This window comes from Sinomonas terricola, from assembly GCF_034931225.1.
GTDB lineage: Bacteria > Actinomycetota > Actinomycetes > Actinomycetales > Micrococcaceae > Sinomonas > Sinomonas terricola.
In genome coordinates this window covers 905,543-928,588 of sequence record NZ_JAYGGQ010000001.1, presented here as the reverse complement: position 1 = coordinate 928,588, position 23,046 = coordinate 905,543, and the positions used below count along the sequence as shown (strand labels likewise).

The window sequence follows — 23,046 nt, the reverse complement described above, 5'->3', positions numbered from 1 at the left end:
GCCCCATTCAGGCGCGCCATCGCTGCTGACACAATGGCCGCATGCGCACCTTCGGCGTGGAGGAAGAGCTGCTCATCGTGGACCCGGCGACGGGCCAGCCGGCAGCCCTCGCTGACCGCATGCTCGCGGTCACGGGCAGGCCGCCGGACATGGTGCGCGAGTTCAAGCTCGAGCAGATCGAGGTCCAGACGCCGCCGTGCCGCGACCACGACGAGCTGCTTGAATCCCTCTTCGCGGGCCGCCAGCTCGCCGACCGCGCCGCTCGACGGTGCGGGGGTCGCGTCGTCGCGCTTGCGACGTCCCCCCTGAGCAGCGCCACGACCCTCACCCCCGACGAGCGCTTCGCGCACATGGACCACGAATTCCGCCTCACCGCGCGCGAGCAGCTCACGTGCGGCCTGCACGTGCACGTGGGCGTCGCCTCGCCGGACGAGGGGGTGGCCGTGCTCGACAGGATCCGCGAGTGGCTCCCGCTTTTCGCGGCCCTGAGCGCGAACTCGCCGTTCTGGTTCGGCGTCGCGACGGGGTACGCGAGCTACCGCACGCAGGCGTGGAACCGCTGGCCGTCCTCCGGCCCGCAAGAGCTGTACGGGAGCGTCGCGGCCTACCGCGAGCGGATCGCGGCGATGATCGCGACGGGCTCGATCTTCGACGAGGCGATGGCCTATTTCGACGCCCGGCTCTCCAGGAACCACCCCACGGTCGAGGTGCGCGTGCCCGACGTCCCGCTCGTCGCGGGCGATTCGGCGCTTCTCGCCGTCCTGATCCGCGCCCTGGTCGAGACGACCGCGCGGGAAGCGGCCGACGGCGTCGCCCCCTTGGGCACGCCGGTCGCCGTCTTGCGCCTCGCGGCGTGGAGGGCGAGCCGCTCGGGCCTCGACGCCGACCTCGTGCACCCGGTCGATGGCGTTCCCGTGCCCGCGGGCGCCGCCGTCGAGGCTCTCATGGCGTATATCGCCCCGGTGCTGCGAGACGGGGGCGAGTACGCGCGGACCGAGCTCGCCGTCGCCGAGCTCCTCGCGCGGGGCCCCGGTGAACGCGCGCAGCGCGAAGCGGCCGGCCGAGGAGGGCTCGCGGCGGTCGTGGCCATGGCGATCTCGCGTACCGCTTCGCCTGCCGGCGGCTGGGACGACGGCGCGCGAGCCACCTTGAGCGTCGTGCCGCGCGTGTAGGGTGGGTCGTGCCTCAGCCCCGCAGGAGGCGATGCAGCATCGCCCGGTACGCGACCGGGGCGATCCACGAGGCCACGAGGCCGACGGCGGCAGGGAACCTCCCGAGGCCGAACTCTTGGACCCAGCGGACGGTCGCGCCGTCCGAAGTACCCTCGCGGCCGTGCCCGACGGTACGACCATACTCAACCGTGAGGTCCACGAATCCGCGAATGAGCTTCCCCGACTTGACGATGAACACGTGGCCAGGAGACCCCGGAGCCGGGGGCGAGATCTCCTCGACCGTCATGATGTCGTTGAAGCCCACGCGCCCCAGCGTCGTGCAAGCCACAAACCGATGGCCGGGCTGCAGCTCCTCGGCCGGCGCCATGCCGTGCGTGATGTGCGTGAACGGGATGAGACGGTCGTGGGCCCGGAGATCGAGGATCCGGGCCCACGCCTCAGGGGGAGGCAGCGGCGTCTTGAGCTTCAGCTCGAATCGCGTCAGGTGGCCACGGGTTGGGCGGGATGTGGCCACGGGTTGGATCCGTTACCCGCGCAGCGCCTGCTCGAGGTCCCCGATGAGGTCCCCGACCTCCTCGAGGCCCACGCTCAGCCGCACGACGCCGTCGCCCAGCCCGATCGCGGCCCGCCCCTCGGCACCCATGGCGCGGTGCGTCGTCGTCGCCGGATGTGTGATGAGGGACTTCGAGTCGCCCAGGTTGTTCGAGATGTCGATGATCCGCAGGCCGTTGAGGAGGCGGAACGCGGCGTCCTTGCCCCCGCCGTCGGGCGCGTTGAGCTCGAACGTGAGCACGGTCCCGCCGGCGCTCATCTGCTTGCGCGCGAGCTCGTACTGCGGGTGGGACGCGAGGAACGGGTACTTGACCCAGCTGACCTCGGGCTGCGCCTCGAGCCACTCGGCGATCGCGAGGGCGCTCGCCGACGAGTGCCGCACGCGCAGCCCCATCGTCTCGAGTCCCTTCGTGAGGACCCACGCGTTGAACGAGCTGAGCGACGGGCCCGTGTGCCGCATGAGCTGCTTGACCGGGCCGTCGATGTAGTCCTTTGGCCCGAGGATCGCGCCCCCGAGCACGCGGCCCTGGCCGTCGATGTGCTTCGTGCCCGAGTACACGACGACGTCCGCGCCGAAGTCGAGGCTCCGCTGCAGGAGCGGGGTCGCGAAGACATTGTCGACGACGACGGTGGCGCCCGCTGCGTGCGCGAGGTCCGCGACGGCCTGGATGTCGACGAGCTCCTGCATGGGGTTCGACGGCGATTCGAAGAACACCGCGGTCGTCGGGACCGAGAGCGCCTCGCGCCATTGCTCGAGGTCAGGTCCGTCGACGAAGACCGTCTCGACGCCCCAGCGCGGGAGGATTTCGTTGAGGATCACGAAACACGAGCCGAAGAGGCTCCGGGCGGCCACGACGCGGTCGCCCGCGGCGAGCAGCGCCCCGAGTGCCGTGAAGACCGCGGACATGCCGGACGCTGTCGCGAAGCACGCCTCGGTGCCCTCGAGCAGCCGAAGCCGCTCCTGGAACGTGGCCACGGTCGGATTTCCGTACCGGGAGTAGACGAAGCGCTCGTCCTCGCCCGTGAAGGCACGCTCGGCGGCCTCCGCCGACTCGTAGACGAAGCCGGAGTTGAGGAACAGCGCCTCGGAGGTCTCCTGGAAGTTGGTGCGGTCGAGCCCGCCGCGCACAGCCTTGGTGTCTTCGCTCCAGCTGGCGGCGTTGATGTTGAAGGTCACTGACTTACTCTTGTCCTACGTTCGTGGGGAGACCCCGGTTCTTCCAGCCGTTGACGTTGCGCTGCCCATCGGGGCCCGGGACGCCTTCGAAGCCCTCGGTCACGTTGTATGCCGTGAATCCGAGGTTCGTCGCGGCGGCCGCGGCGGCCGCGGAGCGCTGGCCCGAACGGCACAGGAACAGGAGCTCGGTGCCCCTGTCCTCGGGGCCCTGGAGTTCGAGCTCCATGATGAAGTCCGGGTTCGGAATTCCACCCGCGAAGACCCACGGGATGAAGAGCGGGTCGTTGTCGGTCTGCCGCGTGTCCGGGATGCCGATGTGCGCCCATTCCTCCTCGGTGCGCACGTCCACGAGGACGGCGGAGCCGGACTTGAGCTTCTTCCACGCCTCGTCGGGCGTGATGTCTCCCGCGTAGCTCACGCGTGCCCCTCCCCGTCGTATTCGCCGTCGCTGCCAATGCCTTCGGCCAGGTCATCCACCGCCGAGGCGACGGCCGCGTCCGCGCGCGCCACGGCGTGGGGGAGGATCACGGCTTGGGCCACGATCACGTCGGTGCCGTTGAACGTCGCGGCGGGGCTTCCGTGCAGCACGTAGCCGTCGGCGAGGGCCTGGGAGATCCGGGCGCAGAATTCGCGCGTGTCGGGGCCGGTCAGGAGCCGGTAGGCGAGGCGCTCTTCGGAGGGGGTCGCCGGGGCGGCGGGATCGTTGAGCGGCGTGGCGGCCGGCTCTCCCGTGTCAAGGGCAGTGTCGGACATGGCGGGCTCCTTCTGGCTTGCGTATCGAACGTCGAATGGCCGAGTCGTCACCTGAGGCACCCCGCCGGACGGAGGGTTGCCGGCCAGCATGTCAGGGCAGTGCGACGGGGAGGGTGGCTCCGCCGTCGCGCGCTGGCGCTCGTTACTCTTCGTTGAACGTAGCATGCACCGCTGGGGCCAGCCATGGGAGGGCGGTAACGATTGGCAATATCGGCCCGCCGCCCGCTCAGTACCGCCAAGAGGCGAGGGGACGACGGCGGGAGGCTCCGCCGTCGTCCCCCCGCCTTCCGCCGGGCGTCAGTGGAGCACGAGCTGCCCGAGCACCGCGGCCGCGATGAAAGACGCACTGTAGGTCACGAGGGCCACGATGATGATCTTCCAGCTGAGCGACTTGAGGGCCGCGACGTCGCGGCCCAGCGTGAGGCCGATGAGCGTGAGCGACGGGAGGCCCACGAGGGTCGAGTCGAGGTGCTGGGTGATGCCGGCGATAAATCCGGCCGTCGGCATGAAGGGAGCTGAGACGATCGTTGCGAGGGAGAGGACCCACACGCTCGACGGGACGGACGGCAGCAGCCTGGCCAGGGCGAAGGAGACCCCGGTGAGCGCGAGCAGCACGACGACGCCGAGGATGTCCTCGGGGTGGAAGGACTTCGTGCCCACGGCGTTCGTCACGAGGGCGATGACGCCCATGATCGCGTAGGCGAAGACGAGCGTCCGCGGACTCGTCCTGACGGTCGGATCGTTCTCCACCGCGACCGGCGCCTCGCCCTCCGAGGCCGCCTCGGTCTCCACGGCGAGCTTCCGGAGGGACTTGCCCTCGTCGTTCCGGCCGAAGACGCGGCTCCAGAAGCGGTAGAGGGCGCGGCCCAGCGGCAGGGAGAGGAACACGCCCGCGTAGAAGCCCACGATGTTGGTCACGAGATTGGAGAGGGCGGCGAGCGCGGCGATCTCGCCCGCGTGCTGGGGGTAGAGGATCGACAGCGCGCCCACGCCGCCGAGCATCATCGAGGCCGAGCCGAGGCCCAGGCCGAGGGCGAGGGCGCGCGGGTCCAGGATGCCGAGGTTGCCGATCGTGCCGGCGAGCAGCGAGATGAAGACGGCGCCGAACAGGCTCCCGAGGAGCCACACCGAGAAGACGCCGCGGTATTCGCCCGAGCGGACGCCGAAGCGCTGGAGGGCGTAGGCGAGGAAGGACTCGCGGTCGATCGACCACGTTGCCCCGATGGCCACGCGCCCGAGGCCGAGGGCGACGGCGATGGGCAGTGCCAGGATGACGGTGCCGAAGATGTGCCCGGCCTCCTGGAGCACGACGGCCGGCCCGATCTCGGTGATCTTCGCGAGCGACGGCCCGATCCCGAGGCCGAGCCGGGCGAGGAAGACGATGATGCCGATCTCGAGGAGAAGCGTCGCGACGGCGCGGCTCGACGCGGACAGCCGCCGCACGCGCTGTGTGCCGACGATGCCCCCGATGATGACCGCCCAGATGATGGGGAGCAGCACGAGGGCGGCGGGGCCGATCTGGAACTTGTACGTTCCGATGAGCACCGCGACGACCGAGATGACGGCGGACACGACGATGACGGTCGTCCAATGCCCGCGCGTGATCCCTCGGGTGGATGTCTCTGAGGCCTGATCGAGGACCTGCGCTGGGGCGGTGGCGGGGGTGTCGGGGGTCTGGCCAACCGTCTGGGGCTGTTGAGCCATGTGATCACTGTCCTTTGGGAAGCGCATCGTTGCGCTCGTTTCTGTATACCAAATAACTCTAGGCTGTTCGCGCTGAGATGTAAATCACGTGCAGATTCTAGGTCGGCAGCTCGAACATAGGTATACCAAAGAACCGATGGCATGCCACCGTGGCCCGAAGCGGCTTTCGGCGACGCGAAGCGGCCGCCGCCCCCGCGCCCCGCGCGGGCGTCAGGTGGGGTCAGAACCCGCGCGCGGTGCCCAGCGTGCGCGCGAGCATCTCGAGACGGCTCACGTGCCGGCTCACGGCCTCGTTCACCAGCACGAGGTCGACCCCATGGGTTTCAGCGAAGGCGCGATGGGTGCTGGACGAGCGCATGAGGTCGGCGGCGGCGCGAGCGGCCTGCTCGGCCCGGTCGAGGGTGCGCTCGCAGGCTTCGAACGACGACGGCGTCTCCGCACCCAGGAGCCCCTCGATGCGGGCTTCGAGCGATGCGGCGGCGTCTCCCATCGCCTCGAGGCCGGCGGTCTTCGCTGCGACCCGCGTGCGCGCGAGCATGGGGAGGGCCTCGTCGAGGCTGAGCGGGCGGGCGGCAGGAGCCATGGCTGGTGTACCTCACGGTCGCGGTTCAGGGAGGTCGACGCTGACGCCGTGACGCTATCGGCTCGACGTGAAGGCGCGGGTCCGGGTGCGGTGAAGCCCGGATGAACGGTGTTTGAAGTCTGTCCACGGGCGCCTTGCGGTCGAGAAGGCGGCCTGAGGCCCCCTTTTCGACCGCAACGCGTCTCTCCCCGCGCGCGGGGTTAGCCGTGGCGGGAACTCAGTCTCAGCCGCCCAGTGTGTCGAAGCCGAGGCATCAGGCAACCCGGAACGACACGGCGTGGACTGCGTTGTTCCCGTAGCCCTGGCGGTTCCACGTGGGCGATTCCGGCTGGGTGCGACCGGCGAGATCCGTTGCCCGGGCTCGAACAGTTACATCGCCAGGCCGCTCAAGTCTCGCGCGCAGTTCCCACTGTTGCCAACTGTGCGGGCGGCGTTCGCCGACAAGCCGGGCGTCCTGCCATTCGGCACCGTTGACGCTGACCTCCACGCGGGCGATCGCGGCCGCCCCAGACCACGCGACGCCGCGAACGATGGTCTCGCCCCGCGGCAGGTCGGCCCCTTCGGTGGGCTCGATGATGAGCGATTTGACTCGCTGAAGGGTGACCGCATACGAGGCTCCCTCGACCTCGTACTGGTACGTCGTCGTCTGGAAGTGTCCAACGAAGGGATGATCCGTGAGTTCGATGGCGTGGAGCCACTTCACCGAGGCGACGCCGTACCACCCGGGCACGATCATGCGCAGGGGGAAGCCGTGCTGGATCGGGAGCGCTTCGCCGTTCATGGCGTAGGCGAGCAGGATCTCGCCGTCCCGGGCCGTGGCGAGGGACAGTCCGCGTTCGAACGAAACCTCTCCCGTCGAGCCGGAGACCGAGCCGTGGTCGGTACCCCGGAACACGACGTCGGTCGCCCCCGGCCGCACCCCAGCACGGTCAAGGACGACGGCGAGCGGGACACCTGTCCATTCGGCGGTGCTCACCGCCCCGCGCTCCCACTGCTCCCCGGGTGTCGCCGGCGACAGGAAACGGCGGCCGTTCCCAGCGCATTCGAGCAATACGGCGTGGGTCTCGGAGGGCAATCGGATCAGATCAGTCAAGCTCATGGCCAGCGGGCGCTCCACGAGACCCGTGACCTCGAGCTTCCAGGTGTCGGCATCAGAAGCCGGCACCTGGAAGTGATTGCGCACGTAGAAGTGCGCATTGGCTGTCACCGAATCGCCCAAGGCGCCGACGGGCGTCTCGCAGTTGAGCGGTTCCGCGCGGTGGATCAACATCTCACGCCGGCTGCGGGACGATCCGGATGTAGGGCTTCGGCTCCTTCCATTCTCCGAAGATCTCGCGGGCCTCGTCGTTCTTGACGGAGCCAGCGATGATGACGTCCTCACCTTGTTTCCAATTGACTGGCGTCGCGACACGGTGCTTCGCGGTGAGCTGGAGGGAGTCGACGACGCGGAGCACCTCGTCGAAATTGCGCCCTGTGGTCATGGGGTAGACGAGGATCAGTTTGACCTTCTTGTCAGGCCCGATGACGAAGACATTGCGCACCGTCTGGTTGTCCGCGGGCGTGCGGCTTTTGGCGTCCCCGGAGGTGGCTGCCGGAAGCATGCCGTACAGCTTCGCCACGGTGAAGTCGTCATCGCCGATCACGGGGTAATTGGGACGAGCTCCCTGCGTTTCCTCGATATCGGCGGCCCACCGTTCGTGGTCGGCTGTGGCGTCAACAGACAGGCCGATGATCTTGACGCCGCGCCGGTCGAATTCGGGCTTGATCTTGGCCATGTAGCCGAGCTCGGTTGTGCAGACGGGCGTGAAGTCCTTCGGATGCGAGAACAGCACTCCCCATGAATCGCCGAGCCATTCGTGGAAGTGGATATCTCCGGTGGTTGTCTTCGCGGAGAAATCGGGTGCGATATCACCCAGCTGCAGTCCCATCGTTTCCTCCTAAATTATTCACGGGACGCGTACTACGCGTTCGTAATCTGTACCGGCCATGTGTTCGCAGAGCGCCCTGCACGCACCGATCTTTTCGGCGAATCCCGGGTCGCGTTTCCATTGGGCCCGCGAGTCGGCGTCCTTCCACTCCGAGAAGGACAGAAACTCGCTGGGATTTGTCAGCCCCTGAAGCAGGCTCGCATCGACCATCGCTGGATGATGCTGGTGGGTCCACTCCAGGAACTCCCTCCAGCGGAGGACGAATTCCTCTTCCCGGCCCGGCAGCACCTGCCACCTTCCCGAGGCGTACGCGTCTGGCATCTGAAGTCACCTCCTGCGTTGTTTCCGCATTTCTGACGGTAGGGAAGCCTTGTTCCCCAACTGTTCCCCGCCTACCATCAGGTCGTGGTGACGTGTGTCATCGTCGTGCTGGGGTCTTTCCGGGTCGTGGTCGACGGCCGGCAAGTCCCCGACGATTCGTGGAAGCGGACCAAAGCGGCCGGGCTCGTCAAGATCCTCGCGCTCGCGGAAGGCCGGCAAGTGCACCGGGACGTCCTGGCCGACCAGCTCTGGCCCGATCTCAGCGGGCCGGCAGCCGGTGCGAACCTCCGCAAGGCGCTGCATTTCGCGCGGGCCGCGCTGGGCTCCCCCGACGCTGTGCAGGCGCGCGGCGACCTGCTGGTGCTGCTGCCCGACGCCGACGTCTCGATCGATGCGGAACGATTCGAGTCCGAGGGGCGAGCCGCACTCGCCTCATCGGCCGGGGTGGCCCCGGCCCTCGCCCTGTATGGAGGCGAGCTGCTTCCTGACGACCGATTCGCCGTATGGGCCGAGGCTCCACGCGACCGACTGCGTACGCTCTACCTGCGCCTGCTCAAGGCTGCGGGTCGGTGGGACGACGTGCTAAAGGCTGAGCCGACAGACGAAGAGGCCCACCGCGCGATCATGGTCAGGGCGCTCGGCGCCGGCGATCGCCAGAGCGCCATTCGTCAGTTTGAGCAACTCTGCCGCGAGTTGCGTGCCGATCTGGGGATCGGACCGAGTGCGGAGACGGTCGCGGTCTACGAGGAGGCAATAGCCGAGGACCGCCGGCGCGCGGAGCACCGTGCACGGGCGACGTTGGCGCGAGCGCTCATCGCGCTCAACAGGGGCGACCTCGACGAGGCCTCGTCATCTGCCAGGCGGGCGCGCGAGTTGGCCATTTCGGCGAATCTGGGCCGGGAAATAGGCGAGGCGAGCGCGGTGTTGGGGATCGCGGCGAACATGCAGAACCGATGGCCCGAGGTTTTCGAGGCGGAGTTCGAGGACTTCGCGCAGGGCGACTCCGCGCGAGCCGACTACGTGCTCGACGCCCAGCTGTGCCTCGCCGACTACTGCCTGTGCGGTCCTGACGGGCACCGCAGTATTGCGCAGCGCGCCGCGCGTCTTCGCACGGTCGCCGAGCAGACGGGTTCGCTTCACGGTCAAGCCATTGCGGAACTCTTGCTGGGGGTGGCATCGCTGTTCTCTGGTGACCTCGACGGGGCGCGGAGATTTCTTGAATCAGCCTTGGAGCTCCACCGACGGGCGGGAGCCAAGGCCGGTGAGATCCTCACGCGCCAGCGGTTGGCAGAGCTCGACGTCCTCCAGGACCGACGTCCCGACGCGGCCAGGGAAGCGAGCCGTGCGCTGACAGCCGCCGAGTCGACGTGGCTCGAGCCCCACCTCGTGGTTCGCCTCTACGGCGTGCTTGCCGGGGCAGCCCGGTCTCCGGCTGAAGCCGTCCGCGTTATCGAGCGAGCCGACGCTGCCCTGGCCGGCAGGAGCGTCTGTTCGCCGTGCTCGATGGGCTATCACGTGGCAGCCGCGACGAGCTACGCCCTCGCGGGGCGACTGGCCACCGCCCGCCGTCGGCTCGCCACTGCTGAACAACTCGCTGGCATGTGGCCCGGGGGCCCTTGGCACGCCGCCCTCTGGGAGGCGAGGGCCGTCCTCCGTCAGGCTGAGGGTCACGACGATCAGGCCAACGCCCTGTTCCGGGAGGCCGCAGCTGGCTTCGCGGAGCTTGGAAGGCCCCTCGATGAGCTGCGTTGCCTGACCCGCGCCGAGCGGAGGCCCTCGCTCGCGACGAGCGGAACGCCTCTTGCCGGCTAAACGCTGGCGCGCGACCGATAGGCGCCGGTCCGCGCAACGTTCACGTGTGGACTACGTGTAGCCGTTCTCCATGAGGTGGTTCGGGAGGCGGTTGCCGGGGGCCCGGCCGCGGATCTCGAGAAGCTCGTGCGCGTGGGCCCAGAGGCGCTTGTCTTCGTCTGAGACGGGGGTCCAGGGCGGGATCGGCACGGCGGTTCCGCTCTCGTCCCGGGCCACCATGACGGTGAGGCAATAGGTCGTGAGCTTGAGCTCGCCGCCCTTCGGGCTGCCCGAGCGCACGTGGACGGCAACGTGCATTCCCTTGCGGCCCGTGTAGACGAGCCGGGCCTCGACCTCGACGACGTCACCGATGAGGAGCGGCCGATAGAAGCGCACGCCGCCCGAGAACACCGCGACGGTGTCGCGCCCGCAGTACCGCGCGGAACACACGTAGGCTGCCTCGTCGATCCACTTCATGACGGTGCCGCCGTGCACTTTGCCGCCCCAGTTCACGTCCGTCGGCGCGGCGAGGAACCGCAGGACGACGCGCTCGCCGGTTCCGGCGTCCGTGTACTCCTGGCGGCCCATCGCCTTCACAATCTCGTCGCGCACCCCGATGCGGGCTATGGCGTGCTGTTCGGCCTCGCGCTCGGCATCCGTGCGGGGGGTGAACTTGGGCACCTCGACGGGCCTGCCGTCGTCGCCCACTGCGACGAAGATCACGAGGCAGTCGCTGCGCATGGTCGGGGCGCCGCCTTTCGGGTCTCCGGACGAGACGACGGTGCGGATGTGCATCGAGGAGCGGCCGGTGTAGACGATCGCCGCGGTGACCTCGACCATGTCGCCCACGTTCACCGGGTCCGCGAAGTGAATGTTCCCCACGTAGGCCGTGACGCAATACGCCTTCGCCCAGCCGACGGCGGCCGCGTACGCGGCCTTGTCGACCCACTCGAGGACCGTGCCGGCGTCGACGGATCCGGAGTGGCCGACGTCGGTGGGCGCAGCGAGGAAACGCAGGGTGACCGTGGAGTTCAGAGCTGCCTTGGTGCTCTCGTGCATGGGGCCAGTCTCGCCCACGGATGCCCGGAGCCGCGATTGTGTCGCTGGACGTTTTCTTGCAGAATGCGTAAACTTGCAGAGTCTGCAAAAATCAAGCCGAACACGGCATCGGTTCCTCGAGAGATTCGGATCTCCTTCCCATGTCTAGCGCAGCCTCCCATCCTGGGGCACCCGGTGGATCCTCAAGCCCGGTGATGACCCACCGGCAGATCCTGCTTGTCATCTACGGCCTCATGGCCGGCATGTTCCTCTCGTCGCTCGATCAGACCATCGTCGGCACGGCGATCCGCACGATCGGCGACGACCTTCACGGCCTCGACCAGCAGGCCTGGGTCACGACGGCCTACCTCATCACGTCGACCATCGCGACGCCGATCTACGGCAAGCTCTCCGATCTCTTCGGCCGCCGCCCGCTGTACATCTTCGGCCTCGGCGTGTTCATTGTCGGCTCGCTGCTCTCGTCGTTCTCGACGTCGATGCTCATGCTCGCCGTGTTCCGCGCCTTCCAGGGCGTGGGCGCCGGCGCGCTCATGTCTCTCCCGCTCGCGATCATGGGGGACATCCTCGCGCCCCGCGAACGCGCCAAGTACCAGGGCTACTTCCTCGCGGTCTTCGCTGTCTCATCCGTCATCGGCCCGCTCATCGGCGGCCTCTTCTCGGGCGCGAGCCAGATCCTCTTCATCTCCGGCTGGCGCTGGGTCTTCCTCGTCAACGTGCCGATCGGCTTCATCGCGCTCGGCATGGTGCTCGCCTTCCTGCACCTGCCCAAGTTCCACGACCGCTCGACGGCGCGCATCGACTGGTGGGGCGCGACCTCCGTCATCGCGACGCTCGTCCCCCTCCTCCTCGTGGCCGAGCAGGGCCGCGAATGGGGCTGGACCTCGGCCGCCTCCATCACGTGCTACGCGATTGGCGCGATCGGCCTGGCCTCCTTCGTCATCGTCGAGACCGCCATGAAGGACGACGCGATCATCCCGCTCCGGCTCTTCCGCTCGAGCACGTTCTCGATGGCCACGGTCCTCGGCTTCCTCGTCGGCTTCGCGATGTTCGGCGCCATGCTGACCCTCCCGCTCTACCTCCAGCTCGTGACGGGCCTGACCCCGACCGAGTCCGGCTTCGCGACCCTCCCGATGGTCGGCGGCCTCATGGTCGCGTCGATCATCTCGGGCCAGATCGTCGCGCGGACCGGGAAGTACCGCATCTTCCCCATCACGGGAACGCTGTTCACGGCGTGCGGCTACCTCGTCCTCACGTTCATGACGATCGACAAGCCGCTCTGGTACCTCATGATCGCCATGTTCCTCATCGGCCTCGGCCTCGGCCAGCTCATGCAGTCGCTCACGCTCGCCACCCAGAACGCGGTGGACCCTCGGGACATGGGCGTGGCGACGAGCTCGTCCACGTTCTTCCGCCAGATCGGCGGCACGATGGGCACGGCCGTGCTGCTCTCGATCTTGTTCGCGGTCATGCCCGCGAACATCCAGACGGCGATGCAGAACAAGGACGACCTCACGACCGCCCTCGATACGGCACTCACTCCGTCCGTCGCGACCGATCCCGCGAACGCGGGCATCATGCAGCAGCTCTGGAACCCGATCGTGACGCCGGTCAAGCAGCAGGTGCAGGCGGGCCTCGACCAGGGTGCCGCCGCCGCGAAGCAGGCCGCCGACCAGGCCGTCACGCAGCAGGTCACGGCCGCCGTCCAGCAGCAGGTCGCCGCGGGCCGCGTCCCTGCCGCCGCCGCGCCGTCGGTCATCGAGCAGCAGGTCGCCGCAGCCAAGCCCGCGGCCGAGCAGAAGGCGCTCGAAACCGCCGCGCAGAAGGCGGGCGCCGCCGTCGTCGACGGTCGCCTCGTGGTGGACTACTCGAACCAGGCGCAGCGCGCGGCGATCGTGGACAAGCTCGTGCCGACCATGATCGATCAGCTCAAGAACGCAAAATCGGGGCAGTCGTCGACGGCCAGCACCTCGGATACGTCCTACCTCAAGGGCGCCGACGCGCGGCTCACGCGGCCGTTCATGGCGGGCTTCAATGCCTCGGCCGTAAGCATCTACTGGGTGGGCCTCGGCGTGATCCTGCTCGCGTTCATCCTGAGCTGGTTCTTCAAGACGCCGCCGCTGCGCCAGCGCTCCGCCCTTCAGGAGCAGGCCGACAAGCAGGGCACTCTCGACGACCTCGAGGTCTACGCCATGGAGGCCGCCGCCGAGGCGGGCTCGCCGGTCGGGCCCGACACCGGGTCGATCCGAGTCCACCGGCCTTGATCCAAGGCCCGGGGCCCGCACCACGCGGGGCCCCGGGCTTCCGCGGCACGACAGGAACCACCGTGAGCACCGACCCCACATCCCCCGATGACCAGCAGACCTCGCTGCGCGAGCGCAAGAAGCGCCAGACGCGCGAGGCGATCCACCAGGCTGCGCGCAAACTCGTCGCCGAGCGCGGCCTCGCCCATGTGACCGTCGCCGATATCTGCGCGGGCGCGAACATCTCCGAGCGGACGTTCTTCAACTACTTCCCCTCGAAGGCCGCCGCCGCGCTCGGCCTCCCGCCGGCGGCCATCACCGAGGAGCGAGAGCAGCGATTCCTCGCGAGCACGAACCCGCTCATCGACGACCTGTGCGAACTCGTGGCGGGCCTCGCCGGGTCGCGCAACGACGTCGTGCGGCTCAAGGAGCTCGTGAGCCACGAGCCCGACCTCCTGCGGGAGGTCCACCAGTGGGCCACGGGGCTGCGCGAGCAGGTCTTCCGCCTCGCCGAGAAGCGAACCGAGCCGACGAGGGCGCGCCTCGCAGTCACACTCGTCTATGCGGCGCTCGTGCTTCAGACCGACGTCTCGGCGCCTACCCGCAAGACCACCCCGGAGGAGCTCCGCGCGGCCGTGACCGCGCTGGTCTCCGTCGCGAACGACTAGCGTTCAGTCGCGGTCCGAGTCCCCGAACCCCGTGTGAGTGCGCCCCTCGCCGTCGGGGATGCCCGCGGCGCCTGCGGTGCCGAGGCCGATCCCGGCGATGCGCCGCCGTCGTTCGCGGTGGGCGGGCTCGGCCTGCCTCTCGTCGCTCTCGCGGGGATCGCGCAGCAGGAGGAAGTCCTGGTTGTGGCCGTAGTGCTCGTCCTGGTTGTAGCCCTCGTCGAGCGGTGCGTCCCGGTCGAAGGCGGCGAGGCCCGGGGGAGGAGCCACGCGATCGCTCGGTTCCGTGGGGGCAGGGTGTTCCATAAAGGCACCGTAGACGGACGACGGCGCCGCGCGCCAGAGGCGTCCGCGTCACCGCGCTTTCGGGGCGAAATGCGACGACGGCGACGCCGCGACGTCGTCCTTTGTCCGGCGCCGCGAGGCTATCCGCCCGGATTGCGCTCCCTGCGATGGCCGCCTTCCGCCGCCGCCGGCTCGAACCGCTGCGTCCCGAGAACCGCGAGCAGCTGCAGCTTCTCCTCCGCTTCGCTTCGGGGCTCGGCGGTGAGGACGAGGAGGGCCTGGGACTGGTCGTCGGTGAACAGCACCTGGCAGTCCAGCTCGATGGGGCCGACCTCGGGGTGGAGGAGCACCTTGTGATCGGCGAAGCGCTGGGCCACCTCGTGCCGCTCCCAGAGCTCGCGGAACTCCTCGCTTCGTTTGGCTAGCTCCGCCACGAGCTCGGCGGCGCGCGACCTGCCGCCCATGGATCCGTACGCCGCGCGGAGGCCCGCGACGAGCGCGCGGCTCTGCCGCGGCCGATCGTGCCCGGGGTAGCGCTGCCGCTCCGTCTCGGGATGCGCGAACCAACGGTAGCTCTCGTAGCGCTCCCACCCCGTCGCGTGGGAGTGATCGCCGAGGAGGGCAGAGGCCAGGGCGTTCTGGAGGAGTGTTTGGCCGAGATTCGAGATGACGAGCGCCGGGGTGTCGGAAAGCCGGTCGAAGACGCGCTGCAGCGCGGGCGCGACATGCTCCGACGCGCTCAGCCGATCAGGCACCGCATGACCCGCGGTGCGGTAGAGGTAGTCGCGCTCGTCGGCCGTGAGACGCAAGGCACGGCTCAGCGACGCGAGCATCTGCGTGCTCGGCTGGGGGCCGCGCTGCTGTTCGAGGCGCGTGTAGTAGTCGGTCGACATGAGTGCGAGCTGCGCGACCTCCTCGCGCCGGAGCCCTGCGGCCCTGCGCCGCGGACCCGCGGGCAGGCCGACGTCCGCCGGGCGCAGGGCTTCGCGCCTGCGGCGCAGGAACTCGGAAAGGGCTTGGCGATCCACGGGTCCATCTTGCCCTCGGGGCGCGCGGCGGGACCATAGGACTCCGAGTCCCCCGACAAGCGCTCTCTGGAAGCCGCTGCGAGCCGGCTGAAGACTCAGGACATGCGAATCAGTGGAAACACCATCTTCATCCCCGGAGCGACGAGCGGCATTGGCCTCGCCCTTGCACAGCGGCTCCACGAGGCGGGCAACACCGTCATCGTAGGCGGCCGGCGTGCCCAGCTCCTCGACGAGATCGCGGAGCGGCATCCCGGCCTCGACACCATCCAGATCGACACCGCGGACGCGGCGAGCATTGCGTCTGCCGCTGAAACTGTGATCGCCCGCCACCCGGACCTCGACGTCCTCGTGACCATGGCCGGCATCATGCGGATCGAGGACTGGACGAGCCCGGCGGGCTTCGTCGAGTCGGCGGAGCAGACGGTCGCAACGAATCTCCTCGGCCCCATCCGGCTCATCGGCGCCTTCATCGAGCACCTGCGTGCTCAGAAGGACGCGACGATCATGACCGTCTCGTCCGGCCTCGCGTTCGCCCCGTTGCGCGTGACGCCGTCGTACAACGCGACCAAGGCCGCCGTGCACATGCTGAGCGAGTCCGTCCGGCTCCAGCTCGCGGAGACGAACGTGAGCGTGCTCGAACTCGAGCCCCCGGCCGTGCGCACAGGCCTCCTTCCCGGTCAGGAAGGGCGAGTTCACGCGCTGCGCGCGCACGCGGTGGCAGCGCTGCACGAGGAGCTGCGGCGGGTCTGCCGCACGCGGATCGAGGCCGCCGAGGCCCTCACCGTGACGGCTGCGGAGCTCGCGGCTGCGCTGAACGTGGGCCAACGCAGTGCCCGGGCGATGGTGGACGAGTGCCTGACCCTCGCCGAGCCCGGTCTGGCTCCGGTCCTCGACGCCCTCCGAGACGGGCGGCTCACCCGCCGCCGAGCTCGGGCCGTCATGGACCTGGCCTGCATTGTCCCGCCGGAGGGAACGGAGGCGTTCTGCGCCGCCGCAGTCGACCTGGCGTGTCCCGACGATGCGTCGCGGGCCCCTAGCCCCGGGGCCTTGGGCCGGAGGCTGCGTCGTCTCGTGGAGGACTACACGACCGAACCCCTCGCCGCCCGGAAGGAGCGCGCCGCCGCGTTCCGACGTGTCGATCTCGAGCCCGGCAAGGACGGCATGTGCTGGCTCACCGCTCATCTGCCCCTTGAGGTCGGGGCCGCGATCGATACCCGGCTTGAGGCCCTCGCCCGCTCGCTCCAAGGCCCCGACGAAGTCCGCGGGATCTCCCAGTTGCGCGCGGACGCCTTTCGAGACCTGCTCCTGGACTCCGCCCTTCCCGTGTGCGGCCCGGCGGCCGTTGGCTCACCCGTCGCGCTAGCGCCCGCGGTCGGCTCGCCCGCAACAGGACGGCACCGCGCCGAGCCGGTCGGCGGCGCCGGGCCGATGGGAGGGGTCCGCACCGAGCTCGTCGTGACGGTTCCTGCCCGGACCCTCACAGGCGAGAGCGAGGCGCCGGGGGAGATCCTGGGCCACGGGCCCTTGGACGCCCCGACCGCTCGGCTTCTGGCGGCCGAGGCGGCGTCGTGGACGACCATGTTCGTCGACCCGCACAGCGGTGCCCCGCTCGGGCTCGGACGACGCCGTTACACCCCGTCCCTCGCGATCCGGCGCTTCCTCGGCGCCCGCGATCGCGTATGCAGGTTCCCCGGCTGTGACAAGCCAGCCCCTGCCACCGAGGCCGACCACACCACCGAATGGCAGCACGGCGGAGCCACGGATGCGACTAACCTCGCCCTGCTCTGCCGCGAACACCACCGTCTCAAGACCCTCGGCCTGTGGTCCGTCCGGCAATTTGATGAGCAAGAAACTCCACCCACCGAAACGTGGGAATTCCATCCCGATCGATCGCCCGCCAAATCACACACGCCACAGAGTGTGCCGTCCGGCGGCGTGCTCGAATGGACCTCCCCGACCGGGCGGCGATACGTCACCCACCCAGAATCTGACGCCCCGCCACCCTTCTGAGCCGGTGGCTTCAACACGACAATCTCTGATGAGGGGCAGCTGAATCCGATGGTGCGATGCACCGCTGGACCACCTCTGCTCGCTCGTTCATCGGTTGAGTCTTATGCTCGGCCCGTGTTGGATCGGCCAGCGATGCTTGGCACCGGAGGGACTGCCGGATGAGCGCCAAACAGTCGAGAATGCGTCGCGTGACGTTAGCCGAAATCGTTTATCGACCGCTCCGGATGGCGGTAGCCGCGCTGTGGCTTGTCGGGGCGGCCTTGGCGGGGGCCACAGCACCGATTGCTGCGGTGCGCCTCAACTTCCCGTCGGCGCTCGTCTTTGCCGTGGTGGCGGTCGCGGCGGTGATCCTCGCGGTGAGTACGCTGCGCGGCAGAAAATGGGCCTTGGCGATCGACGTGCTCGGGTGCGCAGGGCAGGTGCTCGGCGTCATCGGAACGGTGTGGGAGCTGGCCGATCCCGTCGGGACCGCCAAGTCCCTGGAACTTCAGGCGCTGGGTTTCGACCCCACGGTCGCGGTCGTCATCAATCTCGCGTACTCGGCTGTGGCATCTCTGCTCTTTGGATGGATGGCGTTCCGCTTCGTCGCCAAGCGCCGCGCCGCGCGACGAGCGGAACCCAGGGCTCCTCGCGAGTGAGCGCCTGGGAACTGGGCTGAGCCCGACTTTATGAACTGACCCCCACTTTCTGAACTGACACCGATGGCAGACCTCGGTCGGAGAGTTGCCCAAATAGACGACGGATTCTGCCAGCTGCACTCGACGGTCCTCGCACCTCGCCCCCTTCCAACCCCTTGGACGTCCTAGTAGATTTCAGGGTGACGTGGATCACCACCGGCGCGGGCCACGCGGGCCCGACCGCAGCGGAGAAGGGCGCGAGATGACGGTCACCGACGACTTCAGGCAGGCTCGCGACAGCCTTCTCGCCCTGAGCGAGAACTACGATGAGGCGCGTCGGGCCTTCGCCTGGCCACGCTTCGACGAGTTCAACTTTGCGACTGACTGGTTCGACGCGCTCGCGGCCGACCCGGAACGCGGCCAGCAGGCGGCGCTGATCATCGTCGAGCAGGACGGCACCTCGACCCGCCGCACGTTCGCTGAACTCGCCGAGGCCTCGCGGCGCGCGGCGACGTGGCTCCGCGATCAGGGCGTAGGCCGCGGCGACCACCTCATCATCATGCTCGGCAACCAGGTCGAGCTCTGGGAACTGCTGCTGGCAAGCATCAGGCTCGGCGCCGTCATGATCCCGACCACGACCCTCATGGGCCCGCGAGACCTCCAGGACCGAGTAGACCGTGGTGCCGCGCGCTGGGCGGCGGTCGGCGCGGCGCACCTCGCCAAGTTCGACGATGTCGAGGGCGCCTACACGCTCATCGCCGTGGGGCCGGCGGGGGCAGCGGCCGACGGCGCAGAGGGAGCGGCCGACGGTGCTGGGGCAGCGGACGACGGCGGGCGGCAGGGCGGCGTCGTCCGTTCGGGCCGCGCCGTGCTCGACTACGCGGAGGCCGCTCAGGCCAGCCCCGACTTCGCCCCCGAAGCGCCGACCCGCGCCGACGAGACGCTCCTGCTGTACTTCACGTCCGGCACGACGTCGAAGCCCAAGCTCGTCGAGCACACGCACACGTCCTACCCGGTCGGCCACCTCTCGACCGCGTACTGGATCGGCCTCGAACCCGGCGACGTGCACCTCAACGTCGCGTCGCCCGGCTGGGCGAAGCACGCGTGGTCCAACGTGTTCGCGCCATGGATCGCAGAGGCCACGGTGTTCATCTACAACTACGAGCGCTTCGACGCCGCGGCGCTCATGGACCAGATGGGTCGCCAACACGTCACGAGCTTCTGCGCCCCGCCCACGGTATGGCGCATGCTCATCCAGTCGGACCTGACCCGTCTCACGACCCCGCCAAGCAAGGTCGTCTCGGCGGGTGAGCCCCTCAACGCCGAGGTCATCGATCAGGTCAAGAAGGCGTGGGGCGTCACGATCCGCGACGGCTTCGGCCAGACCGAGACCACGGTCCAGGTCGCGAACACGCCCGGCCAGCCAGTCACCGCCGGTGCGATGGGACGCCCGCTGCCTGGCTACGACGTCGTCCTCGTGGACCCCGCGACAGGCGAGGAAACGGACGACGGCGAGCTGTGCCTGCGCCTCAACCCGCGCCCGGTCGGCCTCATGGCCGGCTACCACGGCGACCCCGAGCGCACGGCCGAGGCGTTCCGGGGCGGCTATTACCACACGGGGGACATGGCGCGGCGCGACGCCGACGGCGTCATCACGTACGTGGGCCGCGACGACGACGTCTTCAAATCCTCCGACTACCGGCTCTCGCCGTTCGAGCTCGAGAGCGTGCTCATCGAGCATCCGGCGGTCGCGGAGGCGGCCGTCGTGCCCTCGCCGGACCCCGTGCGGCTCGCGGTGCCGAAGGCGTTCGTGGTCCTCGCGCGCGGCTACGAAGCCGGCCCTGCGCTCGCGGAGGAGATCCTTCGCTTCGCCCGCGAGCACCTCGCGCCGTTCAAGCGCATCCGACGCCTCGAGTTCAGCGAGCTGCCCAAGACGATCTCGGGGAAGATCCGCCGCGTCGAGCTGCGGCACGGCGAGGAGGCCCGGCACGCCGGGGCCGGAGCCTCCCAGACGGCGGGGATCGAATACTCCGAGGCGGATTTCCCGGGCCTCAAGGACTAGCCATGGGCACCCCGCTTCCCCGCGATCCGATCGCCGAGGCCCGGCGAAATTGGGAGCGGCGCGGCTGGGGGGACGTCGCGGCGCCGATGGCCGCTATCACGGCGATCATGCGGACCCAGCAGATCCTCCTCGCCCGCATCGAGGAGATCCTGAAGCCGTTCGGGCTCACGTTCGCGCGGTACGAGCTGCTCGCGCTCCTGGGCTTTTCGCGGGACGGCTCGCTGCCCATGAGCCACGCGAGCGCGCTTCTTCAGGTCCACCCGACATCGGTGACGAACGCCGTCGACCGCCTTGAGCAGGCCGGGCTCGTCGCGCGGTCGCCGCACCCCACGGACGGGCGCACGACGCTCGTCGGGCTCACCGCGGACGGGCGGCGCCTCGCAGAACGTGCGACGGCGGCGCTCAACACCGAGGTCTTCGCCCACTCGGGCTTCACGGACGACGACGTCGAGCAGCTCATCCGCGTGCTCGGCGGCTTCCGTCGCCGGGCGGGGGACTTCGTGGACGGGTGATCGCTTGGGCTACTGGCTCGGGCGGGTTAGGGGTTCGAGCGGTAGCGGATGTCCGTGATGATGCCCGAGAAGTCGCGCGTGGCGCCGCCGTGTTCCACGAACTCGTCGTAGATCTTCGCCGCGAGCGGACCTACCCGCGCCGCGACGCCCGTGCTCTCCACAGCTTGGAGCGCGAGGTGGAGGTCCTTCGCCATGAGCGCGCCTGTGAAGCCGGGCTCGTAGTTGCGATTGGCCGGGCTCGTTGGAACCGGGCCTGGGACGGGGCAGTTCGTGGTGAGCGCCCAGCATTGGCCCGACGCGTGAGCGGCGACGTCGAACAGCACGTCGTGGGTGATCCCGAGCTTCTCGCCGAGGACGAAGGCCTCGCACACGGCGATCATCGAGGCGCCGAGGATCATGTTGTTGCACACCTTGGCCGCTTGGCCGGACCCGTGGCCTCCGCAATGCACCACGCGCTTGCCCATGAGTTCGAGCAACGGCTCCACCTCGGCGAAGTCGGCGTCTTCGGCGCCCACCATGAACGTGAGCGTTGCCGCCTCGGCGCCCACGACGCCGCCCGAGACCGGCGCGTCGATGAAGCGGTACCCCGCCTCGGTGACGACCGCCGCAGCCTCGCGGGCCTCGTTGACGTTGATGGTCGAGCAGTCGAGGAACATCGTGCGGGGTGCCGCTCCCTCGAGCAGGCCGCGCTGATCCTCCGTCCCACGGTAGAGGTCTAGAACCTGCTGGCCCGCCTGAAGCATCGTGAGGACGACCGATGCGCCCGCCGCGGCGTCGAGGGCTGACTCGGCGACCTTGACGCCATGGGCCCGTGCGGCGTCGGCTGCTGCGGGAACGGGATCGTAGCCGACCACGTCCTTCCCGGCCTTGACGAGATTCGCCGCCATCGGCCCGCCCATGTGGCCGAGGCCGAGGAACGCGATCCGGCCCTGTGGGAATTCTCTGGCCGCCCTCGATTCCGGGGTTGCTGCGTTCTCAGGGGATGCTGCGTGTGACATCTTCTCTCCTCAGCTGCCCTCAGGCATCACGAAGTGCGCTCCCTGGCGGATCCCGGAGGGCCAGCGGCTCGTGACGGTCTTCGTCTTGGTGTAGAAGCGGAACGCGTCCGGTCCGTGCTGGTTGAGGTCACCGAAGCCTGAGGCCTTCCAGCCGCCGAACGTGTAGTACGCGATCGGCACGGGGATCGGCACGTTGACGCCGACCATGCCGACTTCGACGCGGCTCGCGAAGTCCCGGGCCGAGTCGCCGTCGCGCGTGAAGATCGCGACGCCGTTGCCGTACGGGTTCTCGCTGCACAGCCGCAGCGCTTCCTCGTAGTCCTCGGCGCGGACCACGCTCAGGACGGGCCCGAAGATTTCGTGCTGATAGATGCTCATCTCGGGTGTGACGCGGTCGAAAAGGGTTGGGCCGACCCAGAAGCCGCCGTCGTAGCCTTCGACCTTCGCGCCCCGGCCGTCGGTGACGAGCGTCGCGCCCTCCTCGACGCCTGCGGCGATGTAGCCCTCGATTCGCTCCTTCGCGGCGGGCGTCACGACGGGGCCGAAATCCGAGCCCTTCTCGAGGCTCGGGCCGACGGTGAGGCCCTTGATCCGGTCTTGGAGCGCCGCGATGAGCCGATCCCCGGTCTCCTCGCCCACGGGGACCGCGACAGAGATCGCCATGCAGCGCTCGCCGGCCGAGCCGTACGCGGCGCCGATGAGGGCGTCCGCGGCCATGTCGAGGTCCGCGTCGGGCATGATCACCATGTGGTTCTTCGCGCCGCCGAAGCACTGCGCGCGCTTCCCGTGGGCCGCGGCGGTCGCGTAGATGTACTGCGCGATCGGGGTCGAGCCGACGAAGCCGATGGCCTTCACGCGCGGGTCCTCGAGCAGCGCGTCCACGGCCTCCTTGTCCCCATTCACGACGCTGAACACGCCGTCGGGCACCCCCGCCTCGGTGAAGAGCTCGGCGAGCCTGAGAGGCACAGAGGGATCACGCTCGGACGGCTTGAGGACGAAGGCGTTGCCCGCGGCGAGCGCGGGGCCGCATTGCCACAGCGGGATCATGGCCGGGAAGTTGAACGGCGAGATCCCCGCGACGACGCCGAGCGGCTGCCGAAGTGAGTGCACGTCGAGACCGGTTCCCACGCTGTCCGAGAACTCGCCCTTGAGCAGATGCGGCGCACCGGCCGCGAATTCGACGACCTCGATCCCGCGCTGCACGTCGCTCCGGGCGTCGGCGAGGGTCTTGCCGTGTTCGCGGGAGAGGAGGGTCGCGATCTCGTCGAGGTGCTCGTTGACGAGGTCCACGAACTTGAGCAGGATCCGGCCGCGGCGCTGAGGGTTGATTGCGGCCCACTCGGCCTGCCCCTTCTCGGCCGCGGAGACTGCGTTGTGTACCTCCTCCGCACTCGCGAAGGGGACGCGGCCTTGGACTCGGCCCGCGCAGGGGTCATAGATATCGCCGAAGCGACCCGACGTGCCGTCGACCCTCTGCCCGCCCACATAGTGAGCGAGTTCGTAGACCGTCGCGGAGGACTCGTGGACCATGGCGAACGCTCCTTTGCATCCGACTCGGTTGTGACATGCATCTCAGATGCCGTCCAGTA

Annotated in this window: 22 protein-coding genes and 1 riboswitch; of the genes, 8 read left to right on the top strand and 14 right to left on the bottom strand. The window is 69.1% G+C overall.

Translation table 11 applies throughout. The features are described 5' to 3' along the window. Window positions 1-41: 41 nt before the first annotated feature. Window positions 42-1,172: a glutamate--cysteine ligase gene (locus tag SPF06_RS04520; protein WP_323277727.1), complete on the top strand. Its 1,131-nt coding sequence runs from the start codon at window positions 42-44 to the stop codon at window positions 1,170-1,172. A gap of 13 nt (window positions 1,173-1,185) precedes the next feature. On the opposite strand, the gene SPF06_RS04515 is transcribed toward SPF06_RS04520, so the two are convergent. From SPF06_RS04515 to SPF06_RS04475, 9 genes are all read right to left on the bottom strand, one after another. Then, window positions 1,186-1,686: a hypothetical protein gene (locus SPF06_RS04515; protein ID WP_323277726.1), complete on the bottom strand. Its 501-nt coding sequence runs from the start codon at window positions 1,684-1,686 to the stop codon at window positions 1,186-1,188. Between the two features lie 12 nt (window positions 1,687-1,698). Beyond that, window positions 1,699-2,901: an O-succinylhomoserine sulfhydrylase gene (locus SPF06_RS04510; RefSeq protein WP_323277725.1), complete on the bottom strand. Its 1,203-nt coding sequence runs from the start codon at window positions 2,899-2,901 to the stop codon at window positions 1,699-1,701. Window positions 2,902-2,905: 4 nt separating this feature from the next. Then, a complete protein-coding gene (locus SPF06_RS04505) occupies window positions 2,906-3,319 on the bottom strand; it encodes a rhodanese-like domain-containing protein (RefSeq protein ID WP_323277724.1) in 414 nt (137 codons plus the stop codon). After that, window positions 3,316-3,654, bottom strand: coding sequence for a DUF1737 domain-containing protein (locus SPF06_RS04500; protein WP_323277723.1), 339 nt, complete (start codon window positions 3,652-3,654; stop codon window positions 3,316-3,318). The genes SPF06_RS04505 and SPF06_RS04500 overlap by 4 nt, the downstream gene beginning before the upstream one ends. A gap of 8 nt (window positions 3,655-3,662) precedes the next feature. Next, window positions 3,663-3,801: riboswitch (SAM riboswitch) on the bottom strand. Between the two features lie 150 nt (window positions 3,802-3,951). Beyond that, window positions 3,952-5,358, bottom strand: coding sequence for a DUF3100 domain-containing protein (locus SPF06_RS04495; RefSeq protein WP_323277722.1), 1,407 nt, complete (start codon window positions 5,356-5,358; stop codon window positions 3,952-3,954). A gap of 220 nt (window positions 5,359-5,578) precedes the next feature. Then, window positions 5,579-5,941, bottom strand: coding sequence for a hypothetical protein (locus tag SPF06_RS04490; RefSeq protein ID WP_323277721.1), 363 nt, complete (start codon window positions 5,939-5,941; stop codon window positions 5,579-5,581). A gap of 253 nt (window positions 5,942-6,194) precedes the next feature. Further along, window positions 6,195-7,211 carry a sulfite oxidase gene (locus SPF06_RS04485; RefSeq protein ID WP_323277720.1) on the bottom strand — a complete coding sequence of 339 codons (1,017 nt, stop codon included), beginning with the start codon at window positions 7,209-7,211 and terminating at the stop codon, window positions 6,195-6,197. 1 nt (window position 7,212) lies between these two features. Then, on the bottom strand, window positions 7,213-7,869 hold the full coding sequence (locus SPF06_RS04480; RefSeq protein WP_323277719.1) for a peroxiredoxin: 657 nt from the start codon (window positions 7,867-7,869) through the stop codon (window positions 7,213-7,215). A gap of 18 nt (window positions 7,870-7,887) precedes the next feature. Further along, window positions 7,888-8,190 carry an antibiotic biosynthesis monooxygenase family protein gene (locus SPF06_RS04475; protein WP_323277718.1) on the bottom strand — a complete coding sequence of 101 codons (303 nt, stop codon included), beginning with the start codon at window positions 8,188-8,190 and terminating at the stop codon, window positions 7,888-7,890. A gap of 84 nt (window positions 8,191-8,274) precedes the next feature. Between SPF06_RS04475 and SPF06_RS04470 the strand changes: the two genes are divergently transcribed. After that, entirely contained in the window at window positions 8,275-10,002 is a 1,728-nt protein-coding gene (locus tag SPF06_RS04470; RefSeq protein ID WP_323277717.1) for a BTAD domain-containing putative transcriptional regulator, read from the top strand. Between the two features lie 51 nt (window positions 10,003-10,053). On the opposite strand, the gene SPF06_RS04465 is transcribed toward SPF06_RS04470, so the two are convergent. Beyond that, complete coding sequence (locus SPF06_RS04465; protein ID WP_323277716.1) at window positions 10,054-11,040, bottom strand: acyl-CoA thioesterase; 987 nt, start codon at window positions 11,038-11,040, stop codon at window positions 10,054-10,056. Between the two features lie 194 nt (window positions 11,041-11,234). On the opposite strand from SPF06_RS04465, the gene SPF06_RS04460 reads away from it, so the two are divergent. Together SPF06_RS04460 and SPF06_RS04455 are read left to right on the top strand one after the other, a co-directional pair. Then, window positions 11,235-13,301, top strand: coding sequence for an MDR family MFS transporter (locus SPF06_RS04460; RefSeq protein ID WP_323277715.1), 2,067 nt, complete (start codon window positions 11,235-11,237; stop codon window positions 13,299-13,301). A 62-nt stretch (window positions 13,302-13,363) separates the two neighbouring features. Continuing rightward, the gene (locus SPF06_RS04455; RefSeq protein ID WP_323277714.1) at window positions 13,364-13,948 is read left to right on the top strand and encodes a TetR/AcrR family transcriptional regulator; all 585 of its coding nucleotides are present in this window, start codon (window positions 13,364-13,366) and stop codon (window positions 13,946-13,948) included. 3 nt (window positions 13,949-13,951) lie between these two features. On the opposite strand, the gene SPF06_RS04450 is transcribed toward SPF06_RS04455, so the two are convergent. Next, window positions 13,952-14,251, bottom strand: a complete 300-nt coding sequence (locus tag SPF06_RS04450; protein ID WP_323277713.1) for a hypothetical protein — start codon at window positions 14,249-14,251, stop codon at window positions 13,952-13,954. A gap of 119 nt (window positions 14,252-14,370) precedes the next feature. Next, entirely contained in the window at window positions 14,371-15,258 is an 888-nt protein-coding gene (locus SPF06_RS04445) for a helix-turn-helix transcriptional regulator (RefSeq protein WP_323277712.1), read from the bottom strand. A 102-nt stretch (window positions 15,259-15,360) separates the two neighbouring features. Between SPF06_RS04445 and SPF06_RS04440 the strand changes: the two genes are divergently transcribed. The 4 genes from SPF06_RS04440 to SPF06_RS04425 all read left to right on the top strand — a co-directional run bounded on the left by SPF06_RS04440 (window position 15,361) and on the right by SPF06_RS04425 (window position 20,459). Beyond that, window positions 15,361-17,268 carry an SDR family NAD(P)-dependent oxidoreductase gene (locus SPF06_RS04440; RefSeq protein ID WP_323277711.1) on the top strand — a complete coding sequence of 636 codons (1,908 nt, stop codon included), beginning with the start codon at window positions 15,361-15,363 and terminating at the stop codon, window positions 17,266-17,268. A 158-nt stretch (window positions 17,269-17,426) separates the two neighbouring features. After that, window positions 17,427-17,906: a hypothetical protein gene (locus tag SPF06_RS04435; protein WP_323277710.1), complete on the top strand. Its 480-nt coding sequence runs from the start codon at window positions 17,427-17,429 to the stop codon at window positions 17,904-17,906. A gap of 241 nt (window positions 17,907-18,147) precedes the next feature. Then, window positions 18,148-19,947, top strand: coding sequence for an AMP-binding protein (locus SPF06_RS04430; protein WP_323277709.1), 1,800 nt, complete (start codon window positions 18,148-18,150; stop codon window positions 19,945-19,947). 2 nt (window positions 19,948-19,949) lie between these two features. Further along, window positions 19,950-20,459 (top strand): MarR family winged helix-turn-helix transcriptional regulator, encoded by a 510-nt coding sequence (locus SPF06_RS04425; protein ID WP_323277708.1) that lies wholly within the window; start codon window positions 19,950-19,952, stop codon window positions 20,457-20,459. Window positions 20,460-20,485: 26 nt separating this feature from the next. Here the strand turns inward: SPF06_RS04425 and mmsB are convergent, their stop codons facing one another. Together mmsB and SPF06_RS04415 are read right to left on the bottom strand one after the other, a co-directional pair. Continuing rightward, a complete protein-coding gene (gene mmsB, locus SPF06_RS04420) occupies window positions 20,486-21,457 on the bottom strand; it encodes a 3-hydroxyisobutyrate dehydrogenase (protein WP_323277707.1) in 972 nt (323 codons plus the stop codon). A 9-nt stretch (window positions 21,458-21,466) separates the two neighbouring features. Beyond that, window positions 21,467-22,987, bottom strand: a complete 1,521-nt coding sequence (locus SPF06_RS04415) for a CoA-acylating methylmalonate-semialdehyde dehydrogenase (RefSeq protein ID WP_323277706.1) — start codon at window positions 22,985-22,987, stop codon at window positions 21,467-21,469. Window positions 22,988-23,046 lie beyond the last annotated feature (59 nt).